Below are 22,153 nucleotides of genomic sequence, written 5' to 3'. Positions count from 1 at the left end.
GACGGCTAGAACGCGGCGCATGACGATCCGTTCTCGAGATGGGACAGGGCTTCCAGGCCCGCGCCGACCAGCCCCGCGTCCGCACCGAGTGAGGCCGGGAGTATCGGTGCGGCGGACGGGCCCGGCAGGGTCTCGGCGCGGTAGGCGGCCTCCATCGGCCGGAGCAGCGCCGGGCCGAGCATCGAGACCCCGCCCGCGATGACGATCGCGTCGGGGTCGATCAGGTTGGCGGCGCCGGCCAGCACGCGGCCCAGGAGCGTCGCCGCGTCGGTGATCACGTGGGAGCTGAGCCGGCCGATCGCGTCGAGCGAGAGCGCCTGACCGGTCTCCTCCCGGTAGGCGCGTTCGATCGAGGGCCCGGACGCGTGTGCCTCGATGTGGTCGAGCGCTCCGCACGAGCATCGCACGCCCGCGGTCGTCGGTGCGGGGAGGTGGCCGATGCTGCCCGCGGTCCCCGAGACCCCCGTCCGGACCCGGCCCTCGACGCACACCGCGCCGCCGATGCCCGTTCCGATGGCGACGACCAGCGCCGTACGGGCGTCGCGGGCGGCCCCGGCCCGTGCCTCGGCGGCGCCGGCGGCATGGCAGTCGTTCAGGACGACCGTGGGGAGCGCGAGCGTGCGCTCGGCGGCGCCCTTGACGTCGGTGCCCGCCCAGCCGGTGAGCAGGTCGGTCGCCGAGGCGATGCGGCCCTGCGGATCGACGGTGCCGGCGGTGCCGATCCCGCAGACCGCGGCCCGCTTCACCAGCGGCCGGGCGAGCTCGAAGACGGTCTCGAGGATCTCCGGACCGGCGGGGGTGGCCGTCCTGCGGTGCTCGACGAGCGTGCCGTCCGCCGCCACGAGCCCAGCCGCGATCTTGGTGCCGCCGATGTCGACGGCCAGCGCGAGCGGCGTCATCGCGATGCCGCGGCGGCCAGGCGCCGGGTGATGGAGATGGGGTCGGTGATCGCGCCGCCGACCACGACGGCCCACGCGCCTGCCGCGAACGCCTGCCGTACCTGGTGCTCGGTGCGGTAGCGGCCCTCGGCGATCACCCGCACCCCGCGCGAGGCGAGCGCGCCGACCAGGTGCAGGTCGGGGTCGTGCGGCGTGGGCAGTTGGCGGGCGGTGTAGCCGGACAGCGTGGTGCCGACGACGTCCGCGCCCGCCGCCCAGGCGTCCAGGCCCTCGTCGAGGGTCGAGACGTCCCCCATGACGGGCAGGCCCAGCGCGTGGATCTCCTCGATCAGCTTCAGCCCCGGCCCGGGGGTCTCCGGCGTGAGGTCCACGGCGATCATGTCCGCGCCGGCCTCGGCGAGCCCGGCCGCCAGCTCCAGCGTCGGCGTGATCACGTCCCGGTGGCCGTGCCTGACCTTGTGCAGGCCGATGACCGGCGATGTCGTACGGCGGCGCACCGCGGCGACGTCCTCGGCCGAGTTGACCCGCAGCCCGGCCGCCCCGCCGAGCACGGCGCACTCGGCCAGCCGGGCGATCACCTCGGGATCGCGTAACGGATGCCCGGCCGGAGCCTGGCAGGAGACGACCAGCCCGCCGCGCAGCTCGTTCACTTGAGTGCCCCCGTGGAGACGCCGCCCACGAAGTAGCGCTGACCGGCGATGAAGATCAGCAGGGCGGGGATCGTGAACATGACGCAGGCGGCCATCAGCGGCCCCCAGGCGACGTCGTGCTCGGCGAAGAAGGCGTACAGACCGATGGACAAGGTGTACTTCTCGCTGTCGTTGAGGTAGATGAGCGGGTTGAGGAAGTCCGTCCACGTCCACACGAACTGGAAGACCGCGGAGGTCACCAGCGCGGGACGGGCCAGCGGCAGCACGATCGACCAGTAGATGCGCAGTTCGTTCGCGCCGTCGAGGCGGGCGGCGGCGATCAGGTCGTTCGGCACGCTCATCAGGAACTGACGGATCATGAAGATGAGGAACGGCGTGCCGAAGAAGGCGGGGGCGATCAGCGGCCAGTACGTGTCGCCCGCGTTCAGCCCGTTCCACAGCAGGTAGACGGGGATCATGGTGACCTGCGGCGGCAGCATCATCGTGGCGAGCACCACGGCCAGCAGCGCGCTGCGCCCACGCCACGTCACCTTCGACAGCGAGTAGGCGACCAGCGGGCAGGCCAGCAACGTGCCGATCACGTTGGCGGCCGAGATGAACAGCGTGTTGCCGAGGTAACGCCAGATCGGGATCTGCTCGAAGGCGGCGGCGAAGTTGTCCCACGTCCACTCGGCCGGCAGCAGCCGGGGCGGCGCGTGGAAGATGTCGCCGGGCAGCTTGAACGCCGTGCTCAGCATCGCCAGGAACGGGAAGACGAACAGCAGCACGAGCCCGGCGACCGCCAGCCGCCGGCCGTTAGCGCGAACCATAGTGCACCCACCCGCGCGAGCTCAGCAGCAGCAAGGCCGTGATGATCAGCGTGACGAGGAACAGCACCCACGCCATGGCCGAGGCGTAGCCCATCTTCAGGAACACGAACGCGTTCTGGAACAGGTACATGGAGTAGCTGAGCATGGTGTCCCCCGGGCCGCCGCTGCTGGTGTTGAGGCGCTCCTGCGTGAGCAGGTACGGCTGCGCGAAGATCTGCAGGAATCCGATGAAGGTGACGATGACCTGGAAGAGCGTGATCGGCGACAACATCGGCCAGGTGACGTGCCGGAACCGGCGCCACGTCCCGGCCCCGTCGATGGCCGCGGCCTCGTACAACTCGGCGGGCACGTCCTTGAGCGCCGCCAAATAGATGACCATGGTGCCGCCGACCGTCCACAGCGACATCAGCACGATCGCGGGCCGCGACCAGTCGGGGCTCTCCAGCCACAGCGGGGCGGGCAGCCCGAGCAGGCCGAACCCCCAGTTGACGAATCCGTACTGGGCGTTGAGCAGCCACCGCCACAGGTAGCCGCCGACCACGACCGGCACGATCGTCGGCAGGTAGACCAGCGCCCGGAACAGCGGCTGCCCGCGCACCGGCAGGTTGAGCACGTGCGCCCCGGCCAGCGCGATCCCGATGGTCAGCGGGACGCCGAGCGCGGTGAGGTAGAGCGTGTTGCCCAGACTCTGCCACAGCCGCTCGTCGCCCAGCATCCTCGTGTAGTTGGCCAGGCCGACACCCTGCGGGGCCTGGAACAGGTTGAAGTCGGTGAAGCTGTAGCGGAAGGAGGCCAGGATCGGGTACGCGATGAACACCGCGAACCCGATCAGGAAGGGGGAGGCGAACGCCAGCCCCTTGACCAGCCCCCTCCCCTCAGCCCTTCGCATAACCCGACGCCCGGCCGGCCACCTTGGCCATCGCCTCCTCGGGCGTCGCCGTGTCCCTGGCGACGGAGTCGAAGGCGCTCTCGAGGTCGGTGGCGTACTCGGCGGCGTACGGCGCGCTGGACAGCGAGCGGACCTTGGGCGACTTCATCGCCGCCAGCCAGGCGTCGAAGTTCGCGATCTTCGCGTACGCGGGGTCGCCGGCCAGGCCCGTACGGGCGGGCAGGTTCCCCAGGGCGAGGCTCAGCTCGCGCGCCGCGCTCTCCGAGACCATGTACGTCAGGAAAGCGGCCGCCGCCTGCCGGTGCTTGGAGTTGGCCGGGATGAACAGCGTGCTCGCGGTCAGCTGGGTGGTGCCGTCGAGGTCGGGGCGGGCGACGGGGATGGGGCTGACGCCCCACTCGAGCCCGGGCGCGTTCTTCGGGATCGACACGGCCTGCCACTCGCCGTCGATGACCATGGCGACCTTGCCGGTGTAGAAGGGGTCCTGGGCCGACATGTACTGGCCCCACCCGGCCTTGAACGCGCTGATCTTGTCGGCGCCGTACTTCTTGGTGATGTTGTCCTGCCAGAACTTCAGCGCCGCCAGGTTGCCGGGGTCACCGGGAGTCGGGGCCGGGTTGGCCGGTTCGGTGCCGTCCCAGGCGCCGCCGTAGGCGTAGCCGAGCGTGGTGATGGAGGTCGAGAGGCTGGGGTTGCCCAGGCCGAGCTGGGTGATGGCGCCCTTGCCGTCGGTCTTGGTGAGCTTGGGGATGGCCGCGGCGAGCTCGTCCATGGTCGTGGGCGGCTCGACCCCGGCCGCAGCGAGCAGTTTCTTGTTGTAGACGAGCTGGAACGTGTGCACGGCGATCGGCAGCGCGTACGTCTGGCCCTTGTAGCGCATCTGGTCCATGGCGGCGGGCGCGAACGCGCCCGTGTCGACTCCCTGGCCCTTGAGCAGGTCGTCCAGCGGGGCCAGGACGCCCTTGGCCGCCCACGAACCGACCGTGTTGCCGAAGTTGTCGGAGATGTCGAAGGTGCCGTTGGCGCTGGACATCGAGGCGAGCTGCTTCTGGGCGTCCGGGCTCGACACGCCCTTCACGGTGATCTTGTTCTGGCCGGCGTTGAAGGCGGCGATGAGCTTCTCGATCGCCTCGCCCTCCGGCCCGGACCAGAGGTAGGAGAACGTGATCGTCGTCTTGCCACCGGATTCGGCGGCGTTGCCGGAGCAGGCCGCCAGCGCGGCAACGAGCACTAAGGGCATGCCCACTTTGACGATCTTCATCTCTCGCTCCTCGGAAAATGCCGTAATTGCTGTGATTGGTATAGGCCAGCCGAGGGGAGGTGGTCAAGATATTGGAGTACACCAATTCTGGGTTAGACTCCTGGGCCATGAAGACGGAACGCCCCCCGGCCAAGTCTGAGCAACTCCGTCAGCACCTGGTGGACCTCCTGCTCGGCGAGCTGGCCCCGCACGCGCAGTTGCCCACCGAGCGGAGCCTGGCCGAGGAGTTCTCGGTCAGCCGGCTCACCGTGCGCCGGGTGCTGGACCAGCTCGAGCGGGAGGGGCGGGTCTACCGGGTCCAGGGGTCCGGCACGTTCGCGAGCGAGCCGCGCATCCGCAAGTCCGTCGAGCTGACCTCCTTCAGCGAGGACATGCGCTCGCGCGGCCTGCGTCCCGGGTCGCTCGAGGTCGGCTGCGAGCGGATCCCGGCGGGCGCCGACATCGGCTACGCGCTGCAGATCAGCCCGTCGTCGCAGGTCCTGCACATCCGCCGGGTCCGCACCGCCGACGACGAGCCCATGTGCCTGGAGCACTGCTACCTGCCCGGCGAGCTCGTGCCCGACGACCTGGGGCCGGAGGAGCTGCACGGCTCGCTGTACGAGGCGCTGTCGGCCCGCTACGGGCTGACCCTGCACCGGGCCGAGCAGACGATCAAGGCAACCGTGCTGGATCCGGACGACGCGCAGGCCCTCGGCGCGCCGCCCTTCTCCCCTGCCTTCCTGGTGCAACGCACCGGCTTCGACGCCCGCGGCCGGGCCATCGAGCGCGCCGACTCGCTCTACCGGGGAGATCGCTACTCCTACCAGCTCACCATCTACCGCGACCCCCAGTAGGAAGTCCCACCGCCATGCACATCGCCCTGCTGCCCCTCGACGAGCGCCCGGTCAACACCCGCCTGCCCGCCGACGTCGCGGCCATCGCCGGCGCGCGGCTCAGCCTGCCCGACGCCGGGCTGCTGCCGTCCATGCGGATCCCCGGCAAGGCCGGGCCGCTCGGCGACTGGCTGCTCGACCAGGACGTCGACGCCGCCGTGGTCTGCCTGGAGACGCTGGTGCACGGCGGCCTCATCCCGTCCAGGACCAGCGCCGACGACACACTGACCGTCCTCGACCGGCTCGGCGTGCTGCGCGAGCTCCGCCGGGCCAGGCCCGGCCTGCCCGTCTCGGCGGTCTCCCTGGTCACCAGAGCCAGCGACAGCTACCACGGCGACGAGGAGCCGCCCTACTGGCCGCGGTTCGGCCGCGAGCTGCACGCGTACGGCGGGCTGCTCCACCGCGCGCACCTGGCCGACATCACCGGCGACGAGCCGCCCGCCGACGAGCTCACCGGCCGGATCCCCGCCGAGATCCGGGCCGACTTCGAGCTGCGCCGCCTGCGCAACCACGTCGTCAACCTGGAGGCCCTGCGGCTGCTCGCGGAAGGCGTCGTCGACCCGCTGCTCATCACCGCCGACGACACGGCCGTGCACTCGGCGGGCTCGGTCGAGCAGGGCTGGCTGCGGCACTGGGCCCGGGCCCTCGATCCGGTCGGCACCCTGCTGATGTACCCGGGTGCGGACGAGGTCGGCGCGGTGTTGGTCGCCCGCGCGCTCGCGACCCGGCACGGCCGCCCGATCCGCATCAGCGTGGTCAGCGGCGACCCGGCCGGGCTCGACGTCGTCGCCGCCTACGAGAACCTGCCGGCCGGCGCGGGCGCGCGACGGCAGATCCTCGCCGCCGGCGCCCAGGTGGCTTCCCCGGGCCAGGACGCCGATGTCGCCCTGGTCCTGCACACGCCCGACCCGGCCCGTACCGACTGGTTCGGCAACCCGCCCGGTCCCGACCCCGCCGCGGTCGCCGCGACGGTTCGCGCGGTCCGCGAGTCCGGCGTCCCGGTCGCGCTGGCGGACGTCCGTCACACCAACGGCGGCGACCCGGACCTGATCACGGCGCTGCAGGCGGAAGGCCTCGTGGACGGCCTGGTGGCCTACGGCGGCTGGAACACCGCGGGCAACACGATCGGCTCGGTGGTCGCCGCGGCCGTGGCGACCGTCGTCGGGGCCAGGGACCACACCCTCGACCGTACGGCCGCCCGCCGCCTCCTGCTGCACCGCCTCACCGAGGACTACGGCTACCAGGCCGTCGTCCGCGCCACCGGCCCCGACGCCGCCGCGGCCCGCGAGCAGCTCCAGCCGATCCTGAACGGGTTCGACCCGGACTGGACGATCGAAGACGTCACGTTCCCCTGGAACCGATCCTTCGAGATCGACTTCACGCTTGTCCGGCGGCGCGGCCCGCACGCTCCCCTCGGCGGCCTCAGTCCCTCGACCGGCTCATTTCAGAGATCGCCTCAGAGATCGCCGACGATCAAGTAAGCTCACCCGAATTCGGGGGCTTGATCAGTCAAATTCGTCGTGCCTGTGGGAGGACGCGATCGTGAACGGGGAAACGAACATGAGCCCGGAGGTGCGGCGGCTCGGATCGCCCGGCCTGGTCAGAGAGCCGGACCTGCGGGCCGCGCTGACCATGCTGGCCGCAGGGCCGGCCGGGCTAGTGATCACCGGGGGCGCGGGGGCGGGCAAGAGCGCCCTGGCTCGCCAGGTGCTCGGGCGGCTTCGGGCCGATGGCTGGGGGGCAGCCGCCGTGGTGGGCCGATGGGCTCCGCAAACGCTGTTCCGAGGCGTCACAGAAGCCTTCTTAGGTTGGGGCGAGGAGCTCTCCCCGGAACAAACGCGCATCATAGGGGCCCTCGGCCTGGCTCCGTCGGACGACGCCATGTTGGACACGACCTGCCAACTCCTGAAGAACTTCCCCCTCGTCCTGCTCTTCGACGACCTGAGCCAGAACCTCGGCGGCACGGGCTACCTGGATCCCGGCTTCGGCGAGGTGTTCGACCGACTGTGCCAGGCCGCCGATCGGGGCCGGGTGCTGGTGACCAGCCGGACGCCGCCACCGCCGTCGGCCGCGGGCAACCGGCTCGGTGTCCTGCGGCTCGACCCTTTGGACCTCACCGCGGGAACCCAGCTGGCAGCCGGACTGCCCTTCCTGTCCACGGTGGATCCGGCCACCCGCGAGCGAGTGGTCCGCGCGACCGCGGCGCATCCACGGTCCCTGCAACTGGTCGACGCCTGGCTGTCGGCGAACCCCGAGGGTGCGGGGGCGCGACTCGCGGCCGTGACTCAGGGGGCCGTACCGCTCGACCTCATCGTGGCCGAGCTGACAGGGCAACAGCGAGAGACCCTGCTCCAGGCCGCGATCTCCACCTTCCCCGTCACCGCGTACGACCTGGCCGTCGCCTGCGACACCAGCAAGCCCGACCGGAGGGAACGCCCGAAGCCCAAGCGGGCGGCGCTCAGCAGCGTGCAGGCCACCGCGGCCCGGCTCGCCGAGCTCGGGCTGCTCAACGCGTGGGAGGGGTGGGACGGGGACACCGTCTACTTCGCCGACCGCTGCATCGCGGAGATGCTGGCGCCGCACCAGGGCCCGGCGATCGCCGACCGTCACGAACGCGCCATGAACATGCACTACAGCCGGACACACGGCGACGGCACGTTCGACGACTACGTCGGGGTCTGCCGGCACCTGGTGGCGGTCGACGGGATGGGTGACCTGACACACTTCGTCCTCGCCGTCATCGAGAGCCTGGAGCCGGACTTCGAGTACGCGGGGATGGCGCTCCTGGGAGAGATCGCGCCGCACGTGTCGGCGGCCAACGGCCACCACCGTGCCATCCGTGACAATCTGGTCGCCATGTTGATCCGGCACAACTTCCCGCGCGCCGCGCGAGAGGTGGCCGAACGGTCGCTGTCCGCCGTCAAGGAGTGGGCCGTCACCCACCCGCAGCGCGACGAGGCCAGGTTCTGCCTCGGCGCCGCGCACGACACCTGCGGCCAGGCCCGGTTCGCCGACGGCCAGTTGGCGGCGGCCGAGGCCGTGCTCACGGTCGCCGTGGACATCTACCACGAGCTCGCGGCCGAGCACCCGACCTTCATGGAAGCAGACCAGCGGCTCGCCAACTCGTTGCAGCACCTCGGCGAGGTGTACCGCGCGCTCGACCTGCCGGAGCACAAGGACAAGGAATACGAGATCTGGGCCGAGTGCTCTGCGATCCGTACCCGGCTCTTCCAGGCGAATACGAGCCCGGAAACGGCCGTGGAAGCCGGCCTGGCCTTCCGACGCCTCGCCGAGCTGGCCAGGAGCAACGGCGATCGGGACAACGCGCTGAAACTGCTGAGCACTCGCCTCGCGATGACGGAGGCGATGGCGGACATGTATCCGTACGATGACGAACTCGCCGCGGAACTCGACAGCGCGAGGGAGGACGTCGCCGCGCTCGACGCCTACACCACCGACGGTCCTGAGCGAGTGGAGCGTCTCGACGGGGAGGCCGGGGTGGCGACGGTTATCGGGATCCTGAGGCAGGGGCCGTTCGCCTTCAATCAGTGGCGCGCCGACAACGCCGAGGAGGAAGTCGATCTTTCCGGCGCCGATCTGCGCGGACTGGACCTCGACAAGATGGTCTTCGCCGGTGCCAACCTCACCGGCGCGGATCTGTCGCGAGCCTCCGCACGCGGCGCCATCTTTTCCGGCGCCGACCTGACCGGCGCCAATCTGGCCGGCGCCGACCTCACCAGGGCGGGGTTCGGCTTCAGCGAGATGGTCAACGCGACCATCGCCTTCACCCGGCTGGGCAGTGCGATGATCCAGCCGGCGACCTTGACCGATGCGGTCTTCACCGGCGCGATTCTCGACCACACGTCGTTCCGTGAGTGTGATCTGGACGGCGTCGACCTGCGGGGATGCGACCTGAGCACGCTGGATCTCAAGCGCTCCAGCCTGGACGGCGCGATCACCGGCATGCCGTAGCACCGCCTGGTGACGGCGGGATCGCCACCCGGTCTCTCGCCGCGGTGGTCTCACTGGTGCTGCGGCGGGACGGTGGCGGCCTTCACGCGTCGTCGAAGTCGGCTTCGAGCTGGTAGGCGACGTGCCCGCCGAGGTCTTGGTCGGGATGGTTGTACCGCAGCGTGGTGGCGATGCTGGCGTGCCGGGCGGCGGCCTGCACCTTGTCGGGCGCGATGCCCAGGGCGAAGGCGTGGGTGATGTACGTGGAGCGCAGCATGTGCGGGTGCAGCTCCGCGGCGCGCTCGGCAGGGATGCCGCCCAGCCGGGCGGCCTCGCGCAGCGCGTCACGGGCCCACCAGCGGTCGATGGGCCACCCGTCGCGCTTGCTGAACAGCAGCTCGGTGGCGGCGCGGCCGGCCAGCAGCGGTTTGAGCAGCTCCGTGGCCAGCGTCGGCAGCGGGAGCAGTTCCTCCATGCCGCCCTTGTTGCGGAAGGAGACGGTCAGGTGCCGGACGCCGTGGAAGTCGACGAGCGTGCGGATGTCGCCGACGGTCAGCGCGAGCAGCGAGCCGCTGCGGGTTCCGAGCCCGGCCAGCATGGCCACCGCGGCGGCCGCGTCCGGGCGGGTCTCGGCGAGCATGCGCGCCCCTTCACGCACCTGCCCGGCCTCCGTCTTGGACAGCGGGAACGTGCGGCCCCCGCGGGGTGTGGGCGGCGGCTCCACGTACATGGCCGGGTTGTGGTCGTTCGCGCGGCGGCGGTGGGCGTACTTGAAGAAGGAGCGCAGCGTGGTGATGCGCTTGGCGACGGTGTTGGCCGCCAGCGGGGTGCCGGGCTCGCGCACGCCGTGGCGCAGCCGTCCGTTCAGCGCGTCGTCCTTGTACGCCTGCAGATGGTCCTCGGTGACGGCCAGCAGTCCGGGCGGGCGTCGCTGGGCGTCCAGTGTGTTCAGCCAGGCCAGGAACCCGGACAGGGCGGCCAGGTAGGTGCGGCGGGTCTCGGCGGTCTTCAGGCTCTGCAGCCAGGTCGCCGCGGCGTGCCACGCGACCGGGTCGAGAGCGTCGACGCGGTCGACGTCGTGCCCGGCCACCTCGCCGCGATCGCCGCGGTGGCGGCGCGGCGACAGCCCGGCGATCTCGCCGACGCTGCGCACCAGCGCTCTCGGCGGCGGCGCGACGTCCTGGTCGTGTACGCGCATGGCGGGCGCGGGCAGGCCGGGTCCCGCCGTGGCGTGGCCGGTGGGGCCGTGCGCGGCGTCGCCGGGCCGGAGGATCGCCGAGGGCTGCAGCGGTTCGGCGGGGTCGGGGCGGCGGTGGGCGGGGTGGTGTTCGCCGGCGGCGTCGTTCGAGGTCATGGCATGTTCACCGTGGGATGGTCCGTGGCGGACGCCAGCGGGCGGTCGCGCAGGTGATCCTATATTGATGATCGTTTCTGGTGCACGTCGAAGGCCAAGCGGTCACGATGATGATGTCACCATGATCTGAACCTCTCCCGGCCACTCTAATAACAGAGCACGCGCTCCGAAATGATGTATCTTGTGGGTTGCCCATTCTGACCGGAGCCATTACCGGAAGCAATGAGGCCGCGGCAGGACAACAGCGATCTGGGACAGGAATTCCATGCGAAAAGGGTTAGTCAGCGCTCTCCTGGCGGGTGTGATGCTCGCCACCGTGACCACCACGGCCGCCTCGGCCGAACCGGACCCCCAGCCGGCCGCCCCCGCCCCGGTCAGCTGGGCGGCGTGCGGCGACCATGGCGGCGAGTGCGCCACGATCAAGGTGCCGGTCGACTACGCGAACCCTTCGGGCCCGACCCTTGACCTGGCGATCGGCCGGCTCAAGGCGCTCAATCCGGCCAAGCGGATCGGCGTGCTGGTCGTGCACCCCGGCGGGCCCGACGCCTCCGGGATCAACCCGTTCATCCTCCGCAACGCCATCCCCGCCGAGAGCGCGTTGCGCCAGTACTTCGACCTGGTCAGCGTGGACCCGCGGGGCGTCGCCCGGAGCAACCCGATCCAGTGCGACCGGGACCTGGTGGAGCAGATGCCGGCCACCTACCCGGCCGACGAGAGCGAGTACGAGGCCTGGCTGGCCTACAACGCGAAGCTGTCGCAGAACTGCCGCGAGCGCACCGGCCCGGTGTTCGACCACGTGGACACCACGAGCGCCGCCCGTGACGTGGACGCCATCCGCGCCGCGCTGGGCGAGCGGCAGATCAGCTTCTTCGCCATCTCGTACGGCACCCAGGTCGGCCAGCAGTACGCGGAGCTGTTCCCGCGCAACCTGCGGGCCATGGCGATCGACTCGAACATGGACCACAGCATCACCTCCGCCTTCCGCTACCTGCAGACGACCACCGAGGACTTCGAGGGCTCGTTCAAGGCGTTCGTCACGTGGTGCGGCGAGACGCAGGCCTGCCCGCTCAACGGCGAGAACGTCACGGCGATCTGGGACGGGCTGCACCGCAAGGCGGCCGAGGGGACGCTGAAGGACCCCTCCACCGGTGAGCCGATCACGGCCGAGCAGCTGCGCATGTTCCTGTTCGACGGCATGTACGACCCGGCGGGCAGCTGGTTCGAGGTCGCGACGACCCTGAAGGCCCTCGATGCCGGCAAGGCCGCCACGCTCCGCACCTTCGCCACGCCGAAGGCGGAGACCGTCAGCTACGCCTACCCGGCCATCTGGTGCGCCGACTGGAAGTGGCAGATCAGCAGCTTCAAGGAGCTCGACCAGTACCGCAAGGCGCTCGAGGCGCTCTATCCGCACACCAAGCTCTCACCGTTCTGGTCGGACGTCGTCTACTGCCTGGGCTGGCAGGGCAAGGTCACCAACCCGCAGCACCGGCTGGACATTTCGGGGGCCCCGCCGGTCCTGCTGCCCACGGCCCGCCGCGACGTCGGCACCCCGGCGGCCTGGAACTACGCCGCGGCCGCGCAGATCCCCAACGTGAGGATCCTGGAGTACGACGGCGTGGGCCACGGCCAGTACCGCAACAGCACCTGCGCCCGCGACCACATCGAGACGTACCTGACGAGCCTGAAGCTGCCGCCGAACGGCACGCACTGCGCTCCCGAGTACCCCTCGCAACCGCCCACCTCCGTGCGCGGCCTCCAAGAGAAGCGACCGCTCTCGGTGACCGGCCGGCCCCTGCACTGAACTGGTCGACGTCGAATCAGAAGTTCGACATGTTCCGCAAATCTCTGTCGGTCGTGCTTGCGACGGCCTCCGGAGTGACATCAAGCTCTACTACAACGCGAGAACCGGCTGGAACTGCGCCGTCCTCGCCAAGCGTCCCGGTCTCGCGCGGTACGGCGTGCGCACCCCCATGGGCATCTACATGGAGAACGACCTCATGGCCGACGACTACGTGGAGAACGTGAAGGGCAAGAGGGACTCCGATGGCGGGAGCTTCAAGTACTACGCGGGTCCGGTGAAGGTCTACGGCAAGAATCTCTGCGTGACCATCAAGGCCCAGCACAGTGACGCCGAGGACAACGGCGGCGAGCCCACGTACAACGGCCGTCTCTGGCTCCTCGGGGTGGCTTGCCACTGAACCACCGATCCGGCGTGCTTCCTGTACGCGCCCGCAGGAAGCACGCCGGCCTGCGGGTCGAGCGCCGCCGTGGGTTCGTCGAGGACGAGCAGCAGCGGCGCCTCGCGCATGAGGCCCGCGGGCGCGGTCGGCGGCAGCCTGGCCCCGGGGACATCCGTGAGATCATTTCCTACGATCAGCCCGGTGGCGTCGAGGCGTGAGATCGAAAGGTTGCGGACATGCTGCGTACACATCTGGCCGTTCTGACCGCGGCAATCGTCGGAACCTCCCTGCTGCCCACGCTCGACCCGCCACCCGCCGCAGCCGCCTCCGCCCTGACCTGCTCGGCGGTCGTGCCGGTGTACGGCATCGATGGCGGGGGAAAACTGCGCTGGTACGGCCACCGCGCCGGCGCCTCCGGCGAGGATTCCTGGGTCGCCGACAGCGGCAAGGAGATCGGCTACGGCTGGAACACGCTGGCCAAGGTGTTCTCCGGCGGCAACGGCGTGATCTATGCGGTCGACGGCGACGGGGACCTGAAATGGTACCGTCACCTGGATCCGGCGACCGGTGAGCGCGGCTGGGCTCCCGGCGAGCGCACGGTCATCGGCCACGGCTGGGGCGACTTCGTCGACATCGTGTCGGCCGGTTCCGGAGTCATCTATGCCCTCGACAAAGCAGGCGACCTGCACTGGTACCGCCATCTTTCGCCGACAACCGGCGAGGCCCAGTGGGCGCCGGGGAGCGGCAAGGTCATCCGCTCGGGCTGGACGGCGATCACCACCCTGATGACCGGGCGCGACGGCACCCTGTACGGCGTGAACACCAAGGGACACGTCCGCTGGTACGACCACACCGATCCGGTCGCAGGCGGCACCGCCTTCGGCCCGGGCACGGGAATGGTAACCGGCGAGGGCTGGCAGGACTACCGCAGTCCGTCCGGCGCCGGAGCGGGAGTCGTCTACGCGCTCGACGCGTCCGGCCGGATGTGGTGGCAGCATCATGCCGACCCCCTCGCCGGGGCACCGGTCTGGCAGGACCGCCGCCCCTTGAAAGAAGGGTTCGCCTCCTTCACCACCCTGTTCGCCGACGCCGCCGCCTGCTCGCCTGGGCAGTCCTTCACTGGTTACTCCCCCGGCGGATCCGGCCAGAGCCTCTACTACAGCCAAGGCCGGGTCGGCGCTGTCCTGACCGAAGGCGCCCGAACCGCCGTCACCTACGGCCAGCAACGCAAGTTCGCCGAGACAACGACCGAAGCGACCGTCTCGACCCGAGCCTGGGTCCGCCTGCTACCCGGCCCGTGGTCCCCCTCGGCGCCATGGGCGGCCTCATGGCCGACGGCCAACATCGCCAGGACCGACGAGGATCTGCTGGAGATCGCCACGCAGTACCTCGCGGATGCCCCCTCCAAGGTCCGTGACGGCCTGCGTTACGCGGGCGATGCCCACTACGGCCCCTTACTCCCGGACGGCACCCGGGAGGAGGGCTCGGACTTCAACGACTACCTCGGCCTCACCTGGACCTACGACGACAAGACCGACCCCCCGGAAGCCCGCCAGTTGGAGTCGCTGGACTGTTCCGGTTTCGTGAGAATGGTCCTTGGCTACCGCGGCGGATACCCCCTGGGCATCGGCGACACGCTGAGCAAGTCCGCGCTCCCCCGCCGAGCCGTACAAATGGCCGACGAGAACGCCCCGGGGGTCACCGTGATCGACGGTGGAACGGCCAAACCCACGTCCTACGCGGACCTGCAGACGGGCGACCTGCTGTTCTGGGACGCCAGCACGGACGACGGCACAGCCCTCGACCATGTCGGCATTTATCTGGGAATCGACTCCACCGGCAAACACCGGTTCATCTCCAGCCGCAAAACCGTCGACGGTCCTACGCTGGGCGACGAAGGCGGCCCCTCGACCCTCGACAGCGCCACGCTCTACGACCACTCATGGCGCAAGGCCAAGCGCGCCTGACCTCTGCCGGGAAGCCCGGCCAAGTGCTCATCGCGCCCGCGGTGTCCCACCGGGCGCGGCGCGGGTCCTCGCACGCCCGCCCGGCGGGCCTCCGGGCCCTCCAGACCGCTGCGGTCTGTTACGAAGTCGCAGCTCGGCCGAGGGCCAGCCGTACGTCGATGACCCGCATGCCCGCAGCCAGCGCCGCGGCGGCTCCCTCATCGGTGTCCTCATAGGCCACGCAGCGCGCCGGGTCGACCTCCAGCCGCTCGGCGGCGAGCACGTAGACATCCGGAGCGGGCTTGCCGTACCGGACATCGTCGCGGGTGACGACCGCGTCGAACAGCGGACGCAGGCCCGTGGCCCGCAGCCCTTCCTCCACTCCGCGCCGCGAGCCGCCCGACGCCACCGCCAACGGCACCCGCCCGTGGTGCGCCCGGGCCACAGCCGCCACCGGCTCGTGCGGCTCCACCACGCCGACGAGCCGGCTGTAGGCGTCGAGCGCGGCAGCGCGCACGGCGGCGTGGTCGAACTCCCGTCCGGTCTCCGCCGTCAGCTCCGTCATCAGGGCATCAGCGGGTAGTCCGGTGCGGGCGCGATACCACCCGGAGTCGAGCTCGACGCCCCACTTCCCCAGCGCCGTTCTCCAAGCGCTCTCGTTGGCGGCGGCCGTGTCGAGGAGGGTGCCGTCACAGTCGAAGATCAGAGCGGCGTACGGTGGATCCGGGTTGAGCATGGGCACACCTGCGAGTCGGGGGACACAATGCCTGCTCCAGCTTAGCGATGAGATGAGGCGCGGCTCGGTGTCAGAGCGTCATGAAGCGCTCGCTCTGCGGTCGCTGGGGGTCTGGAAGCCGGTGAGGCCGGGTGTGTCGTCCGTGGTCAAGACGATCTGGTTGAGCACCAGCCCGGCCTCACGAGGCGCCAGCGAGATCGTGTGCTCACCGGGCCCGAGCGCCAGCGCGGCCGCGGCGACGCTCGTGCTGCCGTACCAGGTCTCGAATCCGGTCTCCGGCCCGGACTTGTTCGACTGGTATCTCCACCGCCCATCGACGAGCACGTGGTAGGAGTCGGCGTCGGCGTTCGGGTTGCTCGTGTTGACGAACAGGTAGTACGTGCCACCGGTCCGGATGTCGACGGTGAAGTCGAGCCGCGGCGGTGCTCCTGCCGCGGAGCTCCCGTTGACCTTCTGCGTCGGGCCGGCCCCGAACAACGCCTCGGCCTGGGCCGCCGAGGTCGCCAGCCACTGCGCCTTCGCACCGGCGTCGGCCGGCGGGACGGCCTGGACACCGTTGCGGGCCAGCGCCCAGCCGTGCGTCCCGTTGTTGCTGTCGACCGCGTTGGCGGAGGCACTCTTCTCCAACGCGTCGGCCGCGTCGAAGACGACCGAACCGTCCCGCTCCAGATAGGCGCCGACCGGCGCCCCCGCAGCCCTGCCCACCGTGACAGGCACCACCCACGCCTCGCCACGTCCGGCGGTGACGGAGACCTCGGCCGTCCCGACCCGGTGTCCGGTGACCCGCACCTGACCGTTCTGCACCGCGACCGACACGGCGGTCTCGTTGTCGGAGGCCGCGGACACCACGTCCCGCACGCCCTCGACCGTGCTCGTCTCGCCTGCCGACGTCCGGATCGCGGGCAGCCGGCGCAGCTCCGGCATCGTGTCAGGACGAGGCGCCACGGTGGCCCTCTGAGGTGCGGCGATGTTGTTCGGGCTCTCGGGCGGGCCGACGAGGCCGTCACCGACCGAGCCGGCGCGGGTCTCGATGATGATCCGGTCGAAGAGGATCGCCGCGTCCGAGCGGTAGACCACGAGGTCGTGCCACCCCGGCGTGGTCACCTCGACGGTGAAGTTCAGGGGTTCGATCCCATGCATGACGTTGAATCCCCAGGTGCTGGTGCTCGTACCGGCGACGGAGTTGCCGCGCAGCAGGCCGGGGGCCTGGTCGTCGAGTCCGATCGCCGTGCGCGCGGTTCGCGGCGTGCCGCCGTCCTCTGTGCCTTCGTTCAGCGTCGGAATCCGGTAGAAGGTCCCGGTGAACCTCCCGGTGGAGGTGAAGTACACCCGGTATCTCAGGCGGGCGGTCGTCTCGAAGCCGGAGTCGACCCGGGGCGCGATCTCCGGGAAGCTGCCCATGGACGCCCCGCGCTGCCCCACGCCCTCAAGGGGGGCCCACCGGCTCCCGTCGGCGCCGCGCACGTTCTCGGAGAAGTGCTCGGCCTCGATGGCCACGTATCCGTTGGCCTCCAGGTGCGCCGGCTCGGCGACCCGGCGCAGATCCACGGCTGCCCGCTCCGCCTCGACCGTGAACGTCGCGACCGGGTCGCCGGTCTTGGCGCCGTCGACGGCGTTGAAGACTTTGATCGTCCCCGTCGTGGCCGGGTGGTTCCTGGCGACCGTCACCGTGACGCGTTGCTCTGTCGCGGTCGTGCCCGAGCGCCGGGAAAGGGCGATCCACGGAGCGTCCGCCTCGGCGACCCACTCCTGCGGGTCGGCTACGTCGTCCCGGGAGAACACGTCGAAGAACCGCTTGTCGTCGGGCGCGGCCGAGTTGAACCTCAGCGTGCCGCGGCCAGGCTCCTTGCTCCCCTCGGCGGCGGCGCCCACCGCATCGGCCGGTGTGGCGACCCGGGCATACCGGTCGTTGGTGAGCATGACGGCGCCCTCGTTCGGGAAGCCTTCGGGATGGCTGTGGCCGATGGCGTGGTCCCACTTGCCACCGCTGATCGTGTTCCAGTAGTCCTCGTCGGTGAGGATGCGCTCACGGGCCTGCTTCGAGAGCAGTTCGTAGCTTCCCGCGCTGGCGTAGCGGCCTTGGGCGGCAGCGAGCTGGTTCTTCCAGTAGTAGCCGATCTGCTCTGCCATGTTGCGGTAGGACCGGACTCGATGGAGCACCTGTTGATAGAACGCGGAGCGATAGCGCGGGTCGAGCTTCGCGGAAGCATCCTCGAGAATCGCCACCAGCTTGCCGGACTCGTTGATGTAGCGCTGGAGCTCGTCCCCGTCCGAGGTGGCGCTGAACGGGAAGACCTGACCGTTGTGGATCCTTCCCGAGTTCGCGTTGGACGAGTTGATCTCCCCCCAGAACTCGGCGCGCTTGGCGTTCTCGAGCGCGTCGAACCTTTCCAGCGCGTCGGCGACCACGGCGGCGTTGGCGCCCCTCAGCCGGAAGTCCCGCTGCACGTGCTGGGTGAGGAACCTGCTCCCGATGTTCGTGTCGTCATAGCCCTCGACGTCCCACGCGAGCTTGGCGAACAGGTCGAGCTTGATCTCGCCGGGCTTGATGTCCCCGACGTTGAGGATCCAGTAGCGCCCCGCACCGGAACTCCATGCCCGACGCAGCTGCTGCACCATCAAGGACATCGGCGTCGAGTTCAGCCACAGGTAGCTCTTCGGCTCGCCCCAGTAGGAGATGTGGTAGTAGACGCCGTTTCCTCCGGACCGGGCGGCTTCGGTCCGCGTGGGCACCTGGCGCAGATAGCCCTGGTTGTCCTCGGCCCACATCAGGGTCACGTCGCCGGGGATGTGGTCCTTCAGCCCGGCGTTGTAGAGATCGTTCATCTCCTTGTAGGGGATGAACACCTGCGGCACGGCGTCGACGCTGCCGTAGACCGCGGCGATCAGCTTGCGCTGCTCGCGGATGACGTCGGCCAGCATCTCGATCTTGTCCTTGAACCCGTACGGGTTGCCGGGCGTGAACACCGGATCGCTGTCGTGCACACCGCGGATACCCAGGGCGAGGATGTTCTCGAAGCCGGCGTTGGCGACCACCCGCTGGCGCCAGTACTCGAGGATCGCGGGCTTGTTGATCGAATAGTCGAAGGCCGCCACGGCGTCCGGGCCCTTGATGTCGAGCGCGTCCTTGTTGCGGGCGTACCACTGCCGCCACTCGCCCTCGTTGTTGCGCAGCATCAGCTCCGCGTGGGAGGAGGATGCGACCACGCCGAACGCCGCCGCCTCGCGGGCGTTGATCGGGGTCCCCTGGTCGTACGTCCCGGTGTCGGTGACCGCGTTGAACGCTCTCGAAGCCAGATGCATCGCCGGCCAGAGCGTGTTCAGCCCGAGCCGCAGCATCAGCTCATAGACGTGCCGGTAGTAGTTGACGTCAGGCGTGCCGTTGGCGGTGGGGAACTTCTTCTTCGCCCACGCGACGGTGCGTTCTTCGTCGTTGACGAAGATCCCGCGGTACTTGACGTCCGGCCCGTCGTCGACCCGGGCCTTGCCCGAGACCTTGATGTCGTCGAGCTTTTTGACCGGTACGTCGCTGTACCAGTACCACGGCGAGACGCCGATCTCCTCGGAGATCGAGTAGATCCCGTAGATCGTCCCGCGGGCGTCGCTGCCCGCGATCACCAATGCGTTGTCGACCCCGGGGACCGGGTTCTTGATGGTCTTGGTCGCGTACGCCTCCCACCTGCCCTTGATCCCGGCGGCCTCGTCGAACTTGCCGGCTCCGACGATCCCGTCGATCAGCCGGCTCTGACCGATCTGGCCGACGATGATCGCGGTCTTCTGACCCGCGGCCCCGGTCAGCAGGGCCGGCAGCTTGCTCCGGTCGGCCTTCGCCAGCCGCGCCTCCTTGGCCGGCTCATCGTCGGCGAACAGGCTCTGCACCTCACCGGGATCGATCGCCCCGGTCACCATGGCGACGTCCTGACGCAGGTCCTGAACCGCGCGGCGTACCTGCTTGTAGTCCCGATCGGCGTGATCGCCGCCATAGGACGGGTCGATCAGGATCGGAGCGGTCGTACGGCCGTTGAAGACGGTGAAGTCGGTCGATGCCGCCTGCGCCGGCGTCACCCCGACCGACGTCAGCGACGCGGCCAGCAGGGCGCCGGCCGTCACAGCCGCGTACCACCGCCTGGCCCGACCCGAGATATCGCGCTCGTCGTGCTGCACACCTCGACCTCTTTGCCCGGGCTGCGACACTCCGCGCTCCTCTCGTCCGAGACGTCATCGAGTGGCCGGCATGATCGCAACGTAGGTACCTTGTGACAACTTCTGCAAGGTGTTGCCAAAATTTCCACTCTCGTGGCTAGATGCGTTCGTGGAGCCCACCATCTTCGACGTCGCGCAAGCTGCGGGCGTGGCCGCGTCGACGGTCTCCCGGGCGTTCAACAAGCCCGGCCGGGTCAACGAAGCGACGCGACAGCGGATAGTCACCGCCGCCGCGCAGCTCGGCTACCGGCACAGACCGCAGAACCGCACTCTTCCGGGTCTACGCCACCGCACCATCGCCATGGTGCTCTCCGACATCACCAATCCCCACTTCTTCGAGCTGATCCGCGGCGCGGAGCAGCGCGCGAAGGCGTCCGACGTCACTCTGGTGATCGTCAACGCCGAGGAGTCCCGGCGCATCGAGGAGAGCCAGATTCGCGACCTGGCCGCCGGCGTGGACGGGTTCGTGCTGGCCTCCAGCCGGCTCGACGACGAGGTCCTGCGCGACCTCGCCAAGCTGCACCGGATCGTCCTGTTCAACCGAGAGCTGCCCGGGTTGACCAGCGTGACGTTCGACACCGGCGCCGGCTGCCGGCAGATCCTGGAACACCTGGCCTCGCTCGGGCACCAGAGCCTCACCTACTGCGCCGGGCCACCCAGCTCCTGGATAGGCGCGGCGCGCTGGGCGGCACTGAGCGCCGGGGCCGAAACGCACGGTCTGACGGCGCACCGGATCGGTCCGTACGCCCCCAACGTCGCAGGCGGCGGGGCCGCCGCCGACGGAGCACTGCGCACCGACGCGACGGCGGTGGTGGCCCACAACGACCTCCTGGCGATCGGCATCATCCGACGCCTCGCCCAGCGCGGTGTTCGAGTCCCTGCCGACATCAGCGTGATCGGGTTCGACGACATCTTCGCCGCCGACTTCGTCCATCCCTCGTTGACCACCCTGGCCGGGCCCGGCTCGCACGCCGGCCGGCTCGCGGTGGAGCCTTTGATCGAGCAGTTCGCCGCGCGGTCACAACGCGAGGGCGAGGCGATCCGTCTGCCTACCGAGCTGGTGCTTCGCGAGTCGTCCGGGCCGGCGAAACGCCGCGCCTGAGCATCGGAGGCGTGTTCCCGGCGGTCGGCCCACCACCACGGACGGGGCAGAGTCGGGTGGCCTTCATCTGGCCTTCATCGACGCGGGCGACATCGCCTCCGTCGCCGGGCACGCCCCGACCGACAAGGCCAGGAGGGCGATCATCGGCTCGAGCACCTCCGACGCGTGGCTCCGGTACATGCGGGTCGCCCTCGCCTACGACGACGTGGAGCAGTGAGCGAACCCCCCGGCATTGTGTACACCTATGGCCCATGGCGCACAGCGACAGGAACCTGACCGCCCCGGACGCATGAGTCGGACAGCCGCCGGCGGAGCGGGAACTGGGCATCCGCGAGGCGCGCGGCCAACTCGCCGACCGCGCCCACTACCTGGATGAGATCACCTTCCTGACCAAGCACCGCACCCGCATCACCGCGGTGGTGCCCGCCGACGTCGGCCCGCTCCCGAAGCCGTGCCGACTGCCGTCCTGTCCGCGCCTGCCTCGCGACGTCCAGGCCTGCCCCGCGAACGCCCGTACCAGGCCTTCGTGGGCCCGTTGCCTTTTCCGGCGACCAGGGAGAGGCAGGCTGTGATATGATCATTTTGTCATGAATAGTCATGACACATCTCAGCCTTGTGTGGTGCTCTCCGGCGACGCCGACAGCCCCGCCGCCCGCTTCGTCGCGGCGATGAACTCCGCCGATCCCCAGGCCCTCGACCACGTCTACGAGGACGACGCCGTCCTCGTCCCGGTCCCCGGCCACCCCGTCACCGGCCCCGCCCGGCTCGCCGCCAACCGGCACCTGCAGAGCTTCGGGCTCCCGATCGAGGCCCGCCCGAAGCATGTGTACGTGTCCGGCGACATCGCCCTGCTCATCGTCGACTGGTCGATGCGCGGCACCGCGCGGGACGGCACCAAGATCGACATGAGCGGCACCGCCACCGACGTCGTCCGCCGCGGCCCGGACGGACAGTGGCGCTACGTCATCGACAACCCCCACGGCACCGCCTGACCAGGGTCAAAGCCGCGACAGCTCGGCCGCGCGCCCCTGTTCCGGCGAGGGCTCCGGAGGGGTCCGCCTGAACGCCGCGGCGACGGCTGTCGCGGCGAGCAGCGCGAGGCCGAGCCCAAACGCGAGCGCCGCCTCGGCGTTCGCGTTCGGGCCGCCGCCCAGGCCGTGCAGGAAAACGCGGCCGAGGGCGGCGATCCCCGGCGCGCAGCTGGCCTGCTGAACGTCGCCGCCTCCCAGTCCCGGCCCCAGACGGTCCACAACACGGGGCGCAACCCGTGCAGGCGGGCGGAGACCAGCGCCTCCAGGCTG

Annotated in this window: 18 protein-coding genes; 9 read left to right on the top strand and 9 right to left on the bottom strand. The window is 70.2% G+C overall.

What is annotated here, in order from left to right; all coding sequences use genetic code 11:
- Positions 1-5: 5 nt before the first annotated feature.
- The 5 genes from AB0L65_RS58120 to AB0L65_RS58100 are packed head-to-tail and all read right to left on the bottom strand — an operon-like array spanning position 6 to position 4,508.
- Complete coding sequence (locus tag AB0L65_RS58120) at positions 6-899, bottom strand: ROK family protein (protein ID WP_364265430.1); 894 nt, start codon at positions 897-899, stop codon at positions 6-8.
- Positions 896-1,549 (bottom strand): putative N-acetylmannosamine-6-phosphate 2-epimerase, encoded by a 654-nt coding sequence (locus tag AB0L65_RS58115; RefSeq protein ID WP_364265428.1) that lies wholly within the window; start codon positions 1,547-1,549, stop codon positions 896-898. Before AB0L65_RS58115 ends, AB0L65_RS58120 begins: the two co-directional genes overlap by 4 nt.
- Entirely contained in the window at positions 1,546-2,358 is an 813-nt protein-coding gene (locus AB0L65_RS58110; RefSeq protein ID WP_364265426.1) for a carbohydrate ABC transporter permease, read from the bottom strand. Before AB0L65_RS58110 ends, AB0L65_RS58115 begins: the two co-directional genes overlap by 4 nt.
- Complete coding sequence (locus AB0L65_RS58105; RefSeq protein ID WP_364265424.1) at positions 2,345-3,247, bottom strand: sugar ABC transporter permease; 903 nt, start codon at positions 3,245-3,247, stop codon at positions 2,345-2,347. Before AB0L65_RS58105 ends, AB0L65_RS58110 begins: the two co-directional genes overlap by 14 nt.
- Complete coding sequence (locus tag AB0L65_RS58100; RefSeq protein WP_364265423.1) at positions 3,234-4,508, bottom strand: ABC transporter substrate-binding protein; 1,275 nt, start codon at positions 4,506-4,508, stop codon at positions 3,234-3,236. Before AB0L65_RS58100 ends, AB0L65_RS58105 begins: the two co-directional genes overlap by 14 nt.
- A gap of 107 nt (positions 4,509-4,615) precedes the next feature.
- On the opposite strand from AB0L65_RS58100, the gene AB0L65_RS58095 reads away from it, so the two are divergent.
- From AB0L65_RS58095 to AB0L65_RS58085, 3 genes are all read left to right on the top strand, one after another.
- Positions 4,616-5,341: a GntR family transcriptional regulator gene (locus AB0L65_RS58095; RefSeq protein WP_364265421.1), complete on the top strand. Its 726-nt coding sequence runs from the start codon at positions 4,616-4,618 to the stop codon at positions 5,339-5,341.
- Between the two features lie 14 nt (positions 5,342-5,355).
- Complete coding sequence (locus tag AB0L65_RS58090; RefSeq protein WP_364265419.1) at positions 5,356-6,861, top strand: DUF4127 family protein; 1,506 nt, start codon at positions 5,356-5,358, stop codon at positions 6,859-6,861.
- 61 nt (positions 6,862-6,922) lie between these two features.
- The gene (locus AB0L65_RS58085; protein ID WP_364265417.1) at positions 6,923-9,352 is read left to right on the top strand and encodes a pentapeptide repeat-containing protein; all 2,430 of its coding nucleotides are present in this window, start codon (positions 6,923-6,925) and stop codon (positions 9,350-9,352) included.
- A gap of 82 nt (positions 9,353-9,434) precedes the next feature.
- Here AB0L65_RS58085 and AB0L65_RS58080 read toward each other — a convergent pair whose 3' ends face one another.
- Positions 9,435-10,685: a site-specific integrase gene (locus tag AB0L65_RS58080; RefSeq protein ID WP_364265415.1), complete on the bottom strand. Its 1,251-nt coding sequence runs from the start codon at positions 10,683-10,685 to the stop codon at positions 9,435-9,437.
- A 265-nt stretch (positions 10,686-10,950) separates the two neighbouring features.
- Between AB0L65_RS58080 and AB0L65_RS58075 the strand changes: the two genes are divergently transcribed.
- The 4 genes from AB0L65_RS58075 (at position 10,951) to AB0L65_RS58060 (ending at position 14,832) form a co-directional block, all read left to right on the top strand.
- Positions 10,951-12,486, top strand: a complete 1,536-nt coding sequence (locus AB0L65_RS58075; protein WP_364265413.1) for an alpha/beta fold hydrolase — start codon at positions 10,951-10,953, stop codon at positions 12,484-12,486.
- A gap of 157 nt (positions 12,487-12,643) precedes the next feature.
- Positions 12,644-12,883 (top strand): hypothetical protein, encoded by a 240-nt coding sequence (locus AB0L65_RS58070; protein ID WP_364265411.1) that lies wholly within the window; start codon positions 12,644-12,646, stop codon positions 12,881-12,883.
- Between the two features lie 14 nt (positions 12,884-12,897).
- A complete protein-coding gene (locus AB0L65_RS58065; protein WP_364265409.1) occupies positions 12,898-13,083 on the top strand; it encodes a hypothetical protein in 186 nt (61 codons plus the stop codon).
- Positions 13,084-13,101: 18 nt separating this feature from the next.
- Positions 13,102-14,832: a tachylectin-related carbohydrate-binding protein gene (locus tag AB0L65_RS58060; protein WP_364265407.1), complete on the top strand. Its 1,731-nt coding sequence runs from the start codon at positions 13,102-13,104 to the stop codon at positions 14,830-14,832.
- Between the two features lie 118 nt (positions 14,833-14,950).
- On the opposite strand, the gene AB0L65_RS58055 is transcribed toward AB0L65_RS58060, so the two are convergent.
- Both AB0L65_RS58055 and AB0L65_RS58050 read right to left on the bottom strand, forming a co-directional pair.
- Positions 14,951-15,547 (bottom strand): HAD-IA family hydrolase, encoded by a 597-nt coding sequence (locus AB0L65_RS58055; protein ID WP_364265405.1) that lies wholly within the window; start codon positions 15,545-15,547, stop codon positions 14,951-14,953.
- Between the two features lie 78 nt (positions 15,548-15,625).
- A complete protein-coding gene (locus AB0L65_RS58050; protein WP_364265403.1) occupies positions 15,626-19,711 on the bottom strand; it encodes a glycosyl hydrolase 115 family protein in 4,086 nt (1,361 codons plus the stop codon).
- 148 nt (positions 19,712-19,859) lie between these two features.
- Here AB0L65_RS58050 and AB0L65_RS58045 point away from each other — a divergent pair, with 148 nt between their 5' ends.
- Positions 19,860-20,852 carry a LacI family DNA-binding transcriptional regulator gene (locus tag AB0L65_RS58045; protein WP_364265401.1) on the top strand — a complete coding sequence of 331 codons (993 nt, stop codon included), beginning with the start codon at positions 19,860-19,862 and terminating at the stop codon, positions 20,850-20,852.
- 587 nt (positions 20,853-21,439) lie between these two features.
- Positions 21,440-21,844 carry a nuclear transport factor 2 family protein gene (locus tag AB0L65_RS58040; RefSeq protein WP_364265399.1) on the top strand — a complete coding sequence of 135 codons (405 nt, stop codon included), beginning with the start codon at positions 21,440-21,442 and terminating at the stop codon, positions 21,842-21,844.
- 6 nt (positions 21,845-21,850) lie between these two features.
- Here AB0L65_RS58040 and AB0L65_RS58035 read toward each other — a convergent pair.
- Positions 21,851-22,153: hypothetical protein (locus AB0L65_RS58035; RefSeq protein ID WP_364265397.1), on the bottom strand; the 303-nt coding region annotated here is incomplete at its 5' end.

The organism is Nonomuraea sp. NPDC052116 (genome assembly GCF_040680035.1).
GTDB lineage: Bacteria > Actinomycetota > Actinomycetes > Streptosporangiales > Streptosporangiaceae > Nonomuraea > Nonomuraea angiospora_A.
This window is presented reverse-complemented; position numbering and strand designations above follow the sequence as displayed.